The organism is Streptomyces stelliscabiei, from assembly GCF_014873495.1.
Classification (GTDB): domain Bacteria; phylum Actinomycetota; class Actinomycetes; order Streptomycetales; family Streptomycetaceae; genus Streptomyces; species Streptomyces bottropensis.
This window is the reverse complement of the sequence record NZ_JADBGF010000001.1, coordinates 514,608-529,100: the sequence shown is the minus strand read 5'-3', so window position 1 is coordinate 529,100 and position 14,493 is coordinate 514,608. Positions and strand designations below refer to the sequence as shown.

General features: G+C 72.3%; 11 protein-coding genes. 4 read left to right on the top strand and 7 right to left on the bottom strand.

Annotated elements, in window-relative coordinates; translation table 11 throughout:
• Nucleotides 1-250: 250 nt before the first annotated feature.
• The 7 genes from H4687_RS02180 to H4687_RS02150 form a co-directional block, all read right to left on the bottom strand.
• On the bottom strand, nt 251-1,144 hold the full coding sequence (locus H4687_RS02180; RefSeq protein ID WP_046917318.1) for a LysR family transcriptional regulator: 894 nt from the start codon (nt 1,142-1,144) through the stop codon (nt 251-253).
• A 153-nt stretch (nt 1,145-1,297) separates the two neighbouring features.
• Nucleotides 1,298-3,979, bottom strand: a complete 2,682-nt coding sequence (locus tag H4687_RS02175) for a non-ribosomal peptide synthetase (protein ID WP_079028249.1) — start codon at nt 3,977-3,979, stop codon at nt 1,298-1,300.
• A gap of 46 nt (nt 3,980-4,025) precedes the next feature.
• A complete protein-coding gene (locus tag H4687_RS02170; RefSeq protein ID WP_046917313.1) occupies nt 4,026-4,850 on the bottom strand; it encodes an SDR family oxidoreductase in 825 nt (274 codons plus the stop codon).
• Between the two features lie 50 nt (nt 4,851-4,900).
• The gene (locus H4687_RS02165; RefSeq protein WP_046917314.1) at nt 4,901-5,626 is read right to left on the bottom strand and encodes a thioesterase II family protein; all 726 of its coding nucleotides are present in this window, start codon (nt 5,624-5,626) and stop codon (nt 4,901-4,903) included.
• 47 nt (nt 5,627-5,673) lie between these two features.
• The gene (locus H4687_RS02160; protein ID WP_050398142.1) at nt 5,674-6,801 is read right to left on the bottom strand and encodes an LLM class F420-dependent oxidoreductase; all 1,128 of its coding nucleotides are present in this window, start codon (nt 6,799-6,801) and stop codon (nt 5,674-5,676) included.
• Between the two features lie 94 nt (nt 6,802-6,895).
• A complete protein-coding gene (locus H4687_RS02155) occupies nt 6,896-7,807 on the bottom strand; it encodes an ABC transporter permease (RefSeq protein WP_078907114.1) in 912 nt (303 codons plus the stop codon).
• Entirely contained in the window at nt 7,804-8,829 is a 1,026-nt protein-coding gene (locus H4687_RS02150) for an ABC transporter ATP-binding protein (protein ID WP_050398143.1), read from the bottom strand. Before H4687_RS02150 ends, H4687_RS02155 begins: the two co-directional genes overlap by 4 nt.
• 139 nt (nt 8,830-8,968) lie before the next feature.
• Here H4687_RS02150 and H4687_RS02145 point away from each other — a divergent pair, with 139 nt between their 5' ends.
• From H4687_RS02145 to H4687_RS02130, 4 genes are all read left to right on the top strand, one after another.
• Nucleotides 8,969-10,723, top strand: a complete 1,755-nt coding sequence (locus H4687_RS02145; RefSeq protein ID WP_267886922.1) for a fatty acyl-AMP ligase — start codon at nt 8,969-8,971, stop codon at nt 10,721-10,723.
• On the top strand, nt 10,720-12,384 hold the full coding sequence (locus H4687_RS02140) for an acyl-CoA dehydrogenase family protein (RefSeq protein WP_046916668.1): 1,665 nt from the start codon (nt 10,720-10,722) through the stop codon (nt 12,382-12,384). The genes H4687_RS02145 and H4687_RS02140 overlap by 4 nt, the downstream gene beginning before the upstream one ends.
• On the top strand, nt 12,381-14,093 hold the full coding sequence (locus H4687_RS02135) for an acyl-CoA dehydrogenase (protein WP_046916669.1): 1,713 nt from the start codon (nt 12,381-12,383) through the stop codon (nt 14,091-14,093). The genes H4687_RS02140 and H4687_RS02135 overlap by 4 nt, the downstream gene beginning before the upstream one ends.
• Before the next feature lie 114 nt (nt 14,094-14,207).
• On the top strand, nt 14,208-14,492 hold the full coding sequence (locus tag H4687_RS02130; RefSeq protein ID WP_046916670.1) for an acyl carrier protein: 285 nt from the start codon (nt 14,208-14,210) through the stop codon (nt 14,490-14,492).
• The last annotated feature ends 1 nt before the right edge of the window (nt 14,493 follow it).

Sequence of the window (14,493 nt, the reverse complement as noted above, 5' to 3'; positions counted from 1 at the left end):
CTCGCCAAGCGGGTTGGACCCGATCGTTCGCCCTTGGGCCGGCCGGCCGGGCGAATGGCGGTAGGCGCCGGCCCCGGACCTCCGTCCGGGCAAGCGACCAGCTCCGGGTCCTCCATCAGTCCGTCGTTCTACGATCGATTCCGCTGCGGAACACGCTCCTTGCGCTCCCGTGTTTCACGAGATCTTGTGTCGCCTCGCAGGACTCACCACGGGGGCCGCGACGCGTCGCGGCCGTCGAGTTCGTCCGATGTCACATCTGGCCGACCAGCTCTTGGGCGACTTCACGGGCGATGTCGACGGCACGGGCGGCGAGCGGCGAATGGGTGCGCCCGGTCGGCCAATACAGGTACCACGTACTGGCGGGCGATGGTTGCAGCCGATGGATGCTGAGCCGGTCGTCGGACCAGGCGTCGGATCCGTGGAGGGCGAGTGCGGGCAGCACCGCCGAGCCGATGCCCGCCCGCGCCATGGACACGATGGATTCGTGGCCAGCGGTTCGGAACACGATGCGCGGCCGCGCGCCGCCCCTGGCGAGGGTCCGCTCCAGCCATGTCTGGTGAGGGCTGGCCGGCCAGGCGACCATGGGGGCTTGGTGGAGCAGCTTCACCGATACGGGCCCATCGGGGAACGTGCCGGCGTGGGCCACCAAGAGGTACGGCTCGTCGAGCAACTCGACATGCTCGACGTCGCCTTCGAGCTGACCGTAGTGGAACAACAGATCACGGTCTCCGATCCGCGGATCCTCAGGTTCCACCTCGGACAGTCTGATGTCGCAGCCAGGGTGCTCGCTCAGCAGTTGACGCACGACGGTCGGCAGGATCGTGTTGGTCGCGCCTTGGAAGGTGCCGATGTCGATCCGACCGTTGCCCGCCCTGAAGCGATCGACGGCGTCTGCCAACTCTCCCGCTTTCGTGAGCAGATCGCGACCGTGTGCCAAGACGACCTGGCCGAGAGGAGTGATCCGTACCCGCCTGGGGCCGCCAGGCCGATCGAAGACCGCGCCGCCGACGGCCTTCTCCAGTGCCGCGATCTGCTGGCTCACGGATGATTGCGTGTAACCGAGCGACCCCGCCGCTCCCCCGAACGTTCCTTCTTCAGCGATGGCGGCCATGGTCCTCAGGTGGCGCAGCTCCACGTCGGTCATGACGTCGACCATAGCCATTGGCGATTGCATGTGTCGGCTTCAATCGCTCTTTCTTAAGATTACGGCGACTGGCGCCCATTTCCTGGGCTTGGGAGCCTGCGGCAGTGGCTGGCGGGTCGGGACAGGGCAAGGTCCCGACCCGCCTCGCCGCGCTCAGCCGGATGAGGAGGCGAGGCCTTCGGCGGTCTCCCGGATGGTCGGGTGGCGGTACAGCTCCCGCAGGCGGAGGGACGGCAGACCGCGGGCGCGCAGGGCGGCGCCGATGCGGACGGCGAACAGGGAGTTGCCGCCGAGTTCGAAGAAGTCGTCGTCCAGGCCGACGGGCCTGCCCAGTACGTCGCTCCAGATCTCCCGGAGGTGACCGGTGAGGTCGTCGTCGGTGGAGGACGTGGCGGGTTCGGTGCCCGGTGCCGGGACCTCCGGAGGCGTTGACGTCGGCGCCGGGAGTCGGGTGGTGTCGAGCTTTCCGTTGGCCGTGAGAGGGAGCGACTCCAGGGGAGTGACCGTGGTGGGGAGCATGTAGTCGGGCAGCAGGCCCGCGGCCCGGTTGCGGACCGTGGCCGGGGTGCCGCCCGTGAGGACCACGTACGCGTCGATCCTGGCGGTGGCCGCGTCGGCCGGGTCGTCGCGGTGGACCACGACGGCCGCCGACCGTACGTCGGGGTCCTCCAGCAGGACCGCGCGGATCTCGTCCAGTTCGATCCGGAAGCCGCGGATCTTGACCTGGCTGTCGATTCGCCCGAGGTGTTCGAGGCGTCCGTCGGGGCGCAGTCGTCCGAGGTCGCCGCTGCGGTACATCGTCCCGCCGGTGAACGGGTCCGCCACGAAGCGCCGGGCCGTCAGTTCCTCCTGGCCGAGGTAGCCGAGGGCGACCCCGGCGCCGCCGACGCAGATCTCACCGGCCACGCCGGGCGGCAGCAGCCGTCCCGCCTCGTCGGTCACGTACAGGTGCCAGCCGGGCAGCGCGGGTCCGACGGAGCGGGTGGCGGTGAGGGCCAGGTGCCGGGTGAGGGTCTGGTGGGTGACATGGACGGTCGTCTCGGTGATGCCGAACATGTTCACCAGCCGGCAGGCCGATTCGGGATGCCGGTCGAACCAGGGCAGCAGCATGCGCGCGTCGAGCGGCTCGCCGCCGAACACGACCAGCCGTACGCCGACTTGGGAGTGGTCCACGTCCAGCAGCTGCGCGAACGCCGACGGGGTCTGGCTCAGCACGGTGACCTTCTCCGACACCAGCAGATCGCGGAAGCCGTCGGGCTCGCGGGAGAGGAAGTACGGGACGACGACCAGGCGCCCGCCGGTCAGCAGGCAGCCCCAGATCTCCCAGACGGAGAAGTCGAAGGCGCTGGAGTGGAACCAGGTCCACACGTCCTCGGCCCCGAACCCGTACTCGTCGCGGGTCGCGTCGATCAGGGCGATGACACTGCGGTGCGGCACCTCGACGCCCTTGGGACGGCCGGTGGAGCCGGAGGTGTAGATGACGTAGGCGGCGGCGTCCGGGGCGACGCGGGGGAGTGGGGCCGCGTCCCCGGAACCGGTTGCTCCTGCCGCCCCCGCCCCGGCTGCCGCTGCCGCTGCCGCTGCCGCTGCCGCGTCGAGGAGATCGTCCGGTGTGAGGGGCGCGCAGCCCGGTACGTCCGGGAAGTCGGGCAGACGCGTGATCACCACGCCTGTGCCCGCGTCCCGTGCGGTGTGGGCGACACGGTCCGCCGGGTAGGCCGGGTCGACGGGCACGTAGGCCGCGCCCGCCTTCAGCACGGCGAGCAGGGCGATGACGAGTTCGGCCGTGCGTTCCAGGCAGACACCCACCCGGTCCCCGGGGCCGACGCCGTGCGCGCGCAGGCCCTGGGCCAGGAGGGCGGCCCGGTCGTCCAGCTCGCGATAGGTCAGGTCGGCGGCGCCGTCGGTCACGGCGATACGGTTCGGCGTCGCGTCCGCGATCCGTGCGAACGCCTCGGATACGCCGGTCGGGGTGCTGACCAGGGGGTGGGCCGGCCGGCCGAGGGCGGCGACCCGCTCGCGTTCCGCCTCGTCCAGCGGATCGACGTCGTCGACCGCCGTCCGGGGCGCGCTCAGGATGTGCTGGTGCGCGCGTACGAGGTGCCGGGTGAACTGCACGGCCATCTCGGTGGAGACATACGCGCCGACGTGGTCGCAGCGCAGCCGCCAGCCGTCGGCGTCCCTGAAGACCGACAGGGTGAGCGGGAACGGGGGTGCCAGGCAGGGCACATACGCGCCGGGCACCTCCGCCTCGTCGAAGAGCAGGCCGGCGAAGGCGGGACGGTCCGCGGGGGAGGGCTTCAGCTCACCGAGGGTGGGCGCCTGCTCGACGGTGAAGGAACCGTGGTCCGTGCCGATGACGGGGGTGCTCTCGGGGTCGTAGCGGCGCAGGGTGACGGCGAGGGCGGCGAGCCAGGTCGCCTCGTCGCCCCCGTCGGTGAGGGAGAAGAGGTGGGGCACGGTGGGGCCGTCGTCCCCCAGGCCCCACGCGGGCGGGGGCGCGACCGTGGGCGCGCCGGAGGGCGCCTCGGCGGTTCCGGGTACGACGGCCTCACCGGCCGCCAGCAGTCCCAGGGCCGTACGGTTCCACCGGTCGCGCGGGGCCACGACGATCAGGTCGCAGGGCCCGTCGGCATAGCGCAGCAGGACCTTGCGCGGTGCTTCGGCCGGGCGGGCGAGTTCGGCGTGACGGCGGCGCTCCGCGAGCGGGTGGGCGGCCGGCACGGGCACGTCCTCGGTCCACAGTCCCGGAGGTTCCGCGGGGCCCGGGGAGCGGTCCGAGCGGACGCGCACCGCGTGGCAACGGGCGGCGGCGAGGTGGAGGGAGCCTGACACGGGGGTACTCCTTGTCGTTCTGGGGGTGCGGACGGCGTAGGCGTGCTCAGCGGGCGCTGAATCCGCCGTCCACGGTCAGGACCGAGCCGGTGATCTGCCGGGACTCGTCCGAGGCGAGGAAGACCACCGCGGACGCGACGTCCTCGGGTTCGATCAGCGCGTTCATCGGCTGCGCCTCGACGAAGGTCTTCTCGTGCTCGTCCACCGGTACGTCGAGCGCCCTGGCGATCTCGGTGAGCATCCGGCCCTCGGCCCGCGCGTCGTCGCGTACCGAGCCGGGGCAGACCGCGTTCACCCGCACCTTCGTCGGCGCGTAGTCGAGGGCGGCGGCCTTGGTGAGGCCGACGACGGCGTGCTTGGCGGCGACGTACCCGGCGAAGTGGCGGTAGCCGACGAGTCCGGCGGTGGAGGCGACGTTGACGATGCTGCCGGCCCGCCGGGCGCTCATCGCCTTGCCGACCTCGCGGATCACCCGCCAGGCTCCGGAGAGGTCCACGTCGAGCATCAGGGACCACTCCTCCTCGTCGATCTCGTGCACCGGTTTGCCCGAGGGCGCCGCGATGCCCGCGTTGTTGACGGCGACGTCGATCCGGCCGAACCGGTCCTCGGCCCGGTTCACCGACTCCCGTACGGCACGCAGGTCACGGATGTCGGCCACGGTGGTGAGGACGGCCGCGCCCGCCTCCCGGCACAGCGCGGCGGTGTGCTCCAGCTGCCCCGGTGTGCCCAACGGGTAGGGCACCCCCGGAAGGTCGGCGCAGAGGTCGAGCAGGGTGAGGTCGGCACCCTCGGCGGCACAGGCGAGCGCGGTGGCCCTGCCGAGTCCGCGGGCGGCGCCGGTGACGAGAACGGACTTGCCGTGCAGACGCATCGGGAACTCCTCGGAGAAGCGGGCTTGTCGGCGGGACCGGACGGGCGGAGTCACAGCACCGTCGACACGATCAGCCGGACCAGCGCGGGCGCGGCGTCGGTGAGATACATGTGGCCCCCGGGGATCTCCACATGCTCGAAGTCGCGCCCGGCGACCTTGCTCCAGGACTCGGCGTCGTCGTAGCCGACCAGGTCGTCCTCCTCGCCCCGGACGACCGTGAGGGGCGCGTTGAGCGGGAGGGTGGTGGAGGGCTCGTAGCCCTCGTGCATCTCCACGTCCGCGCGGAGCGCGGGCAGGATCATCTCGCGCATCTCCGGGTCGTCCAGCGCGGGATGGTGGTACCCGGCGAACTCGCCGACGCGTTTGAGGAAGTCCTCGTCGGACAGGCCCGACGCGCGCTGCTCGCGCCCTCGGGCCGGTTCCGGCGATCCGCTGACGAAGACATGGACCAGCTCGACGCCCGGTACGGAGTCCGGGCCGTCGACCAGCCGGTGGGCGAGTTCGTAGGCGAGCACGGCCCCGAGGCTGTGCCCGAAGATCGCGACCCGGTGGCCGCCACCGTCGCCGAGCCGTTCCCGGAGCTGGGTCACGAGCCCGTCGACGGCCTGGTGTGCGTTCCGGTACGGCTCCTCGTCGATCAGCCGCTCGCGGCCCGGCAGTTGCAGGGCGACGATCTCCAGCGAGTCCCCGGCGAGGGCGGTCCAGGGCCGGTAGAACGAGGCGCCCGCCCCGGCGTACGGGAGGCAGATCAGCTGGGTCGTGTCACGCGTGGTCATGGGTGCGGGTGTCTCCTTGTGGGATGGGGTGCCGGTGAGGCGGGTGCTCAGGCATGTGCTTGTCGTGTGCCTGGTGGGCGGGCGGCGTCGCAGGTGGTGCCGGGTGCGAGGACCCCGGCGAGTTCCGCCGCCTCCACGGCGACGCGCAGCGCGTCGGAGGCGCGGTCCGGGCCGGGCAGTCCGGGACCCACCGGCATCAGGTTGAGCGTGGTGGCGCCGGCTTCGGCGAACGCCGTCATCCGTTCGGCGATCCGCTCCCGGGGCCCGAGCAGCGAGGTGGCGTCGAGGAACGCGAGCGGTACGGCGGCCATGGCGCCCGGGTAGTCGCCGGCGAGGAACCGCTCCTGGACGGCACGGGCCTCGGCGCCGAAGCCCATGCGCTCGGCGAGCCGGGTGTAGTGGTTGTCCTCCCTGCCGCCCATACCGCCGAGGTAGAGCGCGGCGTACCCGCGTACCCGTCGGGCGCACGTCCGCCAGTCGGGGCCGGTGACCAGGGGGACCCCGGGGGCGATGTCGAAGCCGGCGAGGGTGCGCCCCGACTTCGCGAGGCCGGCCCTGAGGGGGCGCAGCTGCTGGGCGGCGTGGTCGGGGGAGAAGAACACCGGGAGCCAGCCGTCGGCGATCTCCCCGGTCAGCTCCAGGTTCTTCGGGCCCAGGGCGGCCAGGTAGACCGGTATCCGCTCGCGCGGGGGTCTGATCGTCAGGGCGAGCGCCTTGCCGGGGCCGTCCGGGAGGGGGAGCGTGAAGTGGCGGCCCTGGTAGGCCAGCGGCTCCCGGCACAGCGCGCGGCGCACCAGGTCGACGTATTCGCGGGTGCGGCCCAGCGGTGAGGCGAACCTGACGCCGTGCCAGCCCTCCGAGACCTGGGGCCCGGACACGCCGAGCCCGAGCCTGAGGCGTCCGCCGGAGAGGGTGTCGAGGGTGGCCGCGGTCATCGCCGTCATGGCGGGCGAGCGGGCGGGGATCTGCAGCACCGCGCTGCCGACGTCGATCCGGGAGGTGCGGGCGGCGATCCAGGACATGAGGGTGACGGCGTCGGACCCGTAGGCCTCCGAGACCCACACCGCCGAGTAGCCGAGTTCCTCGGCGAGGGAGGCGAGCGGGAGGTTGGACGCGTCGTTGCCGCCGACCCAGTAGCCGAGATTGAGGCCGAGACGCAGGGTGGGGACGGGCATGGGGGCTCCTGTGGGGGCGTACGGTCCGCGTGTTCGCGGTGGGCGGCCGCCGGCCAGGGACGCGGCGGTCTCGGCGGCGGTCGCGGGGGTGCGGTCAGCGGCTCGTGCGGGTGCGGTAGCGCCAGGTCGACAGGGTGACGAAGACGGCGATGAGTAGGACCGAACAGCTGGCGGTGTAGAGCACGGGATGCTGGGCGGGCCAGTCGTGCTGGACGTGGAAGCCCGGCGGGGGAGTGTTGCCGAAGAGCCGGCGCAGGGCGTCGGCGAGCGAGGTGATCGGGTTCCAGGCGGCCACGGTGGGCAGCGGGCCCGGCAGCGTCGAGCCGGAGACGAACCCGGAGGAGATGAACGTCGCCGGGAACAGCCAGATCAGCCCGAGACTGCCCGCCACCTGGACGTTCGGCGCGATGAGGGCGACGAACACGCCGATCCACGACATCGCGAAGGAGAACAGCAGCACCAGCAGGAGTCCGGCCCCGATCTCGATTGGCCCGGTGTGCGCCCGCCAGCCCATCAGCAGTCCGCAGGAGGTGGTGACGGCGACGCTCGCCAGACAGGTGGTGAGATCGGAGGTGGTACGGCCCAGCAGCAGGGCCACCCGGGAGATCGGCAGGGTGCGGAAGCGGTCCACCATCCCCTGCTCCAGGTCCCTGGAGAGCCCGACCGTGGTGAATGTGGCGGTGAACGCCACCGTCTGGGCGATCAGACCGCCCATCATGTACGACCGGTAGGCGTGGCCGCCCAGGCTGTTGCCGAAGACGTATCCGATGAGCAGGGCGTACACGACCGGTTCGACGAGGCACGTGATGAGCAGGCCCGGGGTGCGCCGCAGATGCAGCAGATTGCGCAGGGCGAGGTCCGCGCTCTCCGCGACCACCCGGATCACCGGGTTCCGGCGGGCTGCGGTCGGGTGGAGTGCGAGGCCGGTGGCGTTCGGCCGCGGGCGGTGGCCGACCTGGTCGCAGGGGGGTGCGGCGGCGACCGGGGCGCGACCGGGAGCGTTCATCGGGTGATCTCCCGATCGGCGTGGTCCGCCTGATCCGCGCGGTTGCCGCGGCCCGCGCTGTCGACGTGGTCCGCGCGGTGGGCGTGGCCGGTCAGGCCGAGGAACACGTCGTCGAGGGTGCAACGGCTGAGGCCGATCTCCAGTACGTCGACGTCCTCGCTCTCCAGCGCGGCGAGGGCGCGGGCGAGCGCGGCCCGGCCGTCGCCCGCCGCCGCCTCCACCCGCCGGGCGCGGCGGTCCACCGTGGGGACCGCGCCGGTGGCCCGCGCGGCGGCGCGGGCGGCTGCGTCGAGCTGAGCGTCCGCGGCGACGCAGACCACGAGCCGGTTGCCGGCGGCGGCCTTGAGGTCGTCGCTGGTGCCCTCGGCCACCACCTGGCCCCGGTCGATGACGGTGATCCGGTCGGCGAGGCGGTCCGCCTCCTCCAGGTACTGGGTCGTCAGCAGGATCGTGGTGCCGCCGGCGACGAGTTCGGTGACCGCCTCCCAGGTGTCCAGCCTGCTCTCGGGGTCGAGTCCGGTGGTGGGTTCGTCCAGGACGACCAGGGGTGGGGAGCCGACCAGGGCGGCGGCCAGATCGAGCCGTCGGCGCATCCCGCCGGAGTAGCCGCCGGCCGGGCGTCCCGCCACGTCGGTGAGCCGGAACCGGGACAGCAGATCGTCGGCGACCCGGCGGGCCGTACGGCGGCCCGCGCCACGCAGCTTCGCGAGGAGATACAGATTCTCGAATCCGGTCAACAGTCCGTCGACCGTCGAGTACTGGCCGGCCATGCCGATGGTCGAACGGACCTTCTCCGGTTCCGCCGCCACATTCCATCCGTTCACGAAAGCGTGCCCGTGGTCCGGCCTGAGAAGTGTCGTCAGGATCTTTACCAGAGTGGTTTTACCGGCTCCGTTGGGACCCAGCAGGCCCATGACCTCACCGGTTCTCACCTCCAGTTCGACTCCGCGTAACGCATGGTTCGCCCGATATTGCTTGTGGAGATCGTCGACGACGACCGTTGACCCGCTAGACGCATGCACGGAACGTTTCTACGCCTGACGCCGCGTCAAGTCGATCATGGAAGTGTCAAGTTTTCTTGCCCGTTCGATGGTCTTGCTTTGGGCGTGCTTGAAGCTTTCGGTACAAGTTCGGGAAACAAGATCACGTACCGTTCCTGTCGTGCGAGAATTACTCACGGAGCTGACGGAGCGAGCAGCGCGTAATCCGCGGCGGCCCGCAGTGACCTACGTTTCCGAATTCAGCGAGATCAGCGGCAAGGTGCGCAATCGAGCAGAACTCGATCTGCATTCCAGGCGTATCGCTTCCTGGCTCCAGGAAAGGTTCTCCCCAGGAGACCGGGCGCTTCTCCTCTATTCCCCAGGCATCGAATTCACCACCGCGTTCTCCGCCTGCGTGTACGCCGGGGTCATCGCGGTGCCGGCCCCGCTGCCGGGCCGCTACCGGCATGAACGCCGCCGCCTCGCCGCCATCGCCAGGGACGCCGGTGTGCGTGTCGTCCTGACACAGAGCGGCGATCTGCCGGACGTCGAGAAGTGGGTCGCCGAGGAGGGCATCGTCGGCGCGGTCTGCCACACCACCGACACCGGCGAGGGCGACCCGGACGCCTGGACCGCCCCGGCGGTGTCGCCCGACACCCTGGCGCTGCTCCAGTACACCTCCGGATCGACCGGAGACCCCAAGGGCGTCATGGTCACCCACGGCAACCTCGCCGCCAACGTCGAACGGATGGTGGACACCTTCCGCAACGACGCCGACACCAGGTACGGCGGCTGGATCCCCCTCTACCACGACATGGGCCTGATCGGCCTGATGCTGCCCGGCCTCCTCTCCGGCGACGGCTATGTGCAGATGGACCCCATGTCCTTCCTGCGCCGCCCCTACCACTGGCTGCGCATGCTGGACGCCCACGGCGTCGGATTCACCGCCGCGCCCGACTTCGGCTACGAGATATGCGTCCGCCGCGTCACCGACGAGCAGCTCGCCGCGCTCGACCTGTCCCGGGTCAAGTTCGCCGACGGCTCCGAACCGGTCCGTGCCGACGTCGTCACCGCCTTCACCGAACGGTTCGCCACCGCGGGACTGCGGTCCGACGCGCTCATCCCGGTGTACGGCCTCGCCGAGGCGACCCTGATGGCGTCGGGCACCACCGGACGGCCACCGCTCAGGACCGCCGTCGACGCCACGGCACTGGAGAACCGGCTCCTGCGGCCGGCCGGCCCCACGCACCCCTCCCGCGTACTCGTCGCCTGCGGGGCGCCGACCGGGTCGGACGTACTGATCGTCGATCCCGGCAGCGGCGAGGCCCTGCCCGAGGGCCGTATCGGCGAGATCTGGCTCGACGGCCCCTGTGTCACCGCGGGCTACTGGGAGAACGAGCACATCACCGCCGCGACCTTCCGGGCTCGCACCGGCGACGGACGCGGACCGTACCTGCGCACCGGCGACCTCGGAGCCCTGCTCGACGGGGACCTCTACATCACCGGCCGCAGCAAGGACGTCCTGGTCCTGCACGGACGCAACCTCCACCCCTCCGACATCGAGTACGAACTGCGCTCCCAGCATGAGGAGTTGGAAGGTCTGCACGGCGCCGTCTTCCTGGTCGGCGACGACGACGGGACGGCCGTCGCCCCGTCGGTCGTCGCCGTCCACGAGATCCGGGCCCACTGGGGTGCGGAGCGCCTCGGGCAGATCGCCGTCGACATGAAACAGACCATGGCCCGCGAGTTCGGCGTCCCCGTCGCCTCGGTCGCCCTGGTCCGCCCCGGCGGTGTCCGGCGCACCACCAGCGGCAAGGTGCAGCGCGCGGCCATGCGCGCCCTCTACCTCACCGGAGAACTGGACACCCTCCACCTCGGCGAGGACCCGCTGCTCACCGCTGCCCTGGCCCGGCACCGGCGGGTGACCGCACGATGACCACCACGGCCGACCTGGAGACCCTGCTCGCCGCCCACGAGAACGACGCCTTCGCACCGGACGCGCTCGCCGCCCTCGACCATCGGGAGGAGTTCCCCGCCGGCGCCGTCCACCTGCTCGACGACGCCGGGCTGCCCGCCCACTACGTGCTGCCCACGGACGGCGACCTCGGCGAGACGGTGGCGCTGCTGCGCACGGTCGCCCGCCGCGATCTGACCGTGGCCATCGCCCACGGCAAGACGTTCCTCGGGGCGGCACCGGTCTGGGTGGCCGGCACACGGGACCAGGCGGCCCGGCTCGCCGCACGTGTACGCGCCGGCGAACCGGTCTGCTGGGGACTGACCGAACGCCACCACGGTGCCGACCTGCTGGCGGGCGAGTTCGCGGCGGCGGCCGACACCGACACGGGCGCCGACGGCGACGGAGCCGGCTGGCGGCTCACCGGCGAGAAGTGGCTCATCAACAACGCCACCCGCTCCACCCTCGCCTGCGTCCTCGCCCGCACCGACCCGGCGGGCGGCGCACGCGGCTTCAGCCTCTTCCTCGTGGACAAGAGCCGCCTGCCCGAAGGAGCCTGGCGGAACCTGCCGAAGGTCCGGACCCACGGCATCCGGGGCGCCGACATCAGCGGCTTCGTCCTCGACGGCGCACCCGTCCCCGCCGACGCGTTGATCGGGCAGGAGGGCGACGGCATCCCCGTGGTCCTCAAGACCCTCCAGCTCACCCGCGTCACCTGCGCCGCGCTCTCCCTCGGCGCCGCCGACCACGCCCTGCGCCTGGCCCGGGACTTCGTGATCGGACGCGAACTGTACGGCCGCCGCCTCGCCGACGTCCCGCACGTACGCCGCATCCTCGGCCGGGCAGCCGCCGCCGCACTGACGGCGGAGGCGGTGAGCGTGCTCTCCGCCCGCTCGGTGCACACCCTGCCCGGCGAACTGAGCGCCGTCTCCGCGATCACCAAGGCATACGTTCCGACGCTCACCCAGGAGACCCTGGGCGCGCTCGGCGAACTGCTGGGCGTCCGCGGCTTCCTCACCTCACCGCCCGGCGGCGGCTTCGCCAAACTGGAGCGCGACCACCGGATCTGCGCGATCTTCGACGGCAGCACGGCCGTCAACCGCGCGGCCCTCCTCAACCAGATGCCGCGCCTGGCACGCCAGTTGAGCCGCCGCCGCACCGACGGCGAGGGCCTGCGCGCCGCCGCCGACCTCACCGCCCCGCTGCCCCCGTTCGCCCCCGACCGGCTGACGCTGTTGTCCGTGACGGGCTGCAGCGCCGTGCAGGCCCTGCCCGACCTGGCCGCACGGCTACGGCGGCAGGGGCCCCCGGAGGCGGGCCCGCTGCTCGACCTCCTGCTCGCCGAACTGGCCCGCCTGGAAGAGGAGTCGGCTGACTTCGTCCCCGTGGCGGGCGGCCTGCCCAGCACGGCGTTCCGCCTCGCCGAAGCATACGAACGCGCCTACGCCTCGGCCTCCTGTCTGCTGCTGTGGCTGGAGAACCCGCACCTGCGCGCAGGAGGGCTCGGCGGGAACGCCCTGTGGCTGCGGGCCTGTCTGACCGTCCTGCTGGGCGTCGACGACAGCAAGGTCCTCGACACCCTGGCCGAAGCCGTACTCCGCACACCCGCACCGGAGTTCACCCTGCTGGGAGGTGCCGCATGACCCCCACCACCGGCCTCGCCCCCAAGCGCGCCGACGAACTGGAGCACCTGCTCGGAAGCCTCTCCGATCCCGCGAACCCCACCGGCGCGCCCGCGATCCTCGCCGCCGACGAGCGGGCGGAGCCGCTCACCGCGGGGGAGTCGCTGCTGCACTCCTACGGACTGAACGCCGAGTTCGTGCCCCCCGAGCTGGGCGGCCGACTGGAGCGCGCCGACCACCTCGCGGAGGTGATGCGCGCCCTGTACCGCCGCGACCCCGCGCTCGGCCTCGGCTACGGCGCCAGCTCGCTCATCGCCGGAGTCACCCTGTGGACCGCAGGCGACGCACGGCAGACCGAACAGGCCGCCCACCTCCTCCTGGACGGCCGGCGCATCGCCATCGCCTTCCACGAACTGGCGCACGGCAACGACATGGCGGGAACGGAGTTCACCGCCACGGCGGCGGACGACGGCTCACTGCGGCTGAGCGGACGCAAGGAGGTCGTCACCAACATCCGACGCGCCGACGCCATGGTCGTGCTCGCCCGCACCGACCCCCGGCCCGGTCCGCGCAGCCACTCCCTGATCCTCGTCGACCGGGCGAGCGCCGACCCCGCACGCCTGACCGACCTGCCGCGCTTCGAGACCGTGGGGATGCGGGGAGTCCAGCTCGGCGGCCTGACCTTCGACGGACTCCCGGTTCCCGCCTCCGCAATTCTCGGCCCGGTCGGCTCCGGCCTGGAGACCGCCCTGAAGGCCCTCCAGATCACCCGCACGGTCCTGCCCGCGATGGCCAGCGGCATCCTGGACACCGGACTGCGCATCGCCCTGGACCATCTGACGACGCGCCGACTGTACGGCGGGAGCGCGACCGACCTCCCCCACGTCCGCTCGGTGCTGGCCGGTGTCTTCGCCGACCTGCTGCGCGCCGAAACCCTCGGCGCGGTCGGCGCCCGCGCGCTGCACCTGGCCCCCGGCGCGGCGAGCGTCTACGCCTCGGCGGTCAAGTTCGAGGTGTCCCGGCTGCTCCTCGACGCCATGGACCGGCTCGCGGAACTCCTGGGCGCCCACTTCTACCTCCGCGAAGGGCCCACCGCCCTCTTCCAGAAGCTGCTGCGCGACCTCGCGCCCGTCGGCTTCGGACACATCGCGCGCGCCGCCTGCCAGATGAGCCTGCTGCCCCAGCTCCCGCTGCTGGCCCGCCGCACCTGGGCCCGCCCCGGCACCGAGCCGCCCGGCGACCTGTTCGCGCTCGCCGAGCCGCTGCCGCCCCTGCGGTACGACCGGCTGGCCCTGCACGCCGCCGGCCGCGACCCCGTCGCCGGATCCCTGCACGCCCTGGCCGACGCGTCCTGGGCAGCCGGCCACGCCGAACTGCGTACGGCGGTCCGCGGCGACCGCAGCGAACTGGCCGAACTGGCTGCCGAGTGCGGCACGTTGTCGCCGGTGGACCTCGGCGTCGAGGCCCGGCCCGAGCACTACGACCTCGTCACCCGGTACGTACGGCTCCTCTCCCGGACCGTCTACGTGCAGGTCTGGCGGCACGCCCGCCCGGGCGACTTCCTCGCCGACCCCGCGTGGCTGCGCGCGGCCCTGCACCGATCGGCGCCGGGCCCGAATGCCACCGGCCCGCTGCCCGCACCGGCCGAGGACGCGCTGTTCGCCGAACTCCTCGACCGCCGGGCCACCGGCCGCTCCTTCGGCCTCACCGGAAGACACCTCGCGGTCTGACAACCGCCACCGTCACAGCCGTACGGCCTCCACCGTCCGCCCGCACGGGCGCGCGCCGCGCCGTCGTGCGCCGCGGCTTCCGACCGCCCCTCCGCTCAAGAAAGAGATCCCCTCATGACCGCTGGCAACCCAGACGTGCACACCTGGCTGACCGCGCGGGTGGCGACCTACCTGCGCCGTGCGCCGCAGGACATCGACACGTCCGTTCCGCTGGTCGCCTACGGCCTGGACTCGCTGACGGCGCTGGCCATCACCGCCGACATCGAGGACGAGTTCGAGGTGACCGTCGACGACGCGCTGACCTGGGACCACCCCACGGTCGACGCGCTGAGCGCGGCGCTGTCCGAGCTGGTCGGCCGAGAGTCCGAGGCGGCTCGGACGAGCGGGAAGCAGGTCTGAC

Bases quoted from the DNA above. Each gene is read 5' to 3' on its own strand.
- H4687_RS02180 (WP_046917318.1), bottom strand. From the start codon at position 1,144: ATGACCGACGTGGAGCTGCGCCACCTGAGGACCATGGCCGCCATCGCT.
- H4687_RS02170 (WP_046917313.1), bottom strand. From the start codon at position 4,850: ATGCGTCTGCACGGCAAGTCCGTTCTCGTCACCGGCGCCGCCCGCGGA.
- H4687_RS02165 (WP_046917314.1), bottom strand. From the start codon at position 5,626: ATGACCACGCGTGACACGACCCAGCTGATCTGCCTCCCGTACGCCGGG.
- H4687_RS02160 (WP_050398142.1), bottom strand. From the start codon at position 6,801: ATGCCCGTCCCCACCCTGCGTCTCGGCCTCAATCTCGGCTACTGGGTC.
- H4687_RS02155 (WP_078907114.1), bottom strand. From the start codon at position 7,807: ATGAACGCTCCCGGTCGCGCCCCGGTCGCCGCCGCACCCCCCTGCGAC.
- H4687_RS02140 (WP_046916668.1), top strand. From the start codon at position 10,720: ATGACCACCACGGCCGACCTGGAGACCCTGCTCGCCGCCCACGAGAAC.
- H4687_RS02135 (WP_046916669.1), top strand. From the start codon at position 12,381: ATGACCCCCACCACCGGCCTCGCCCCCAAGCGCGCCGACGAACTGGAG.
- H4687_RS02130 (WP_046916670.1), top strand. From the start codon at position 14,208: ATGACCGCTGGCAACCCAGACGTGCACACCTGGCTGACCGCGCGGGTG.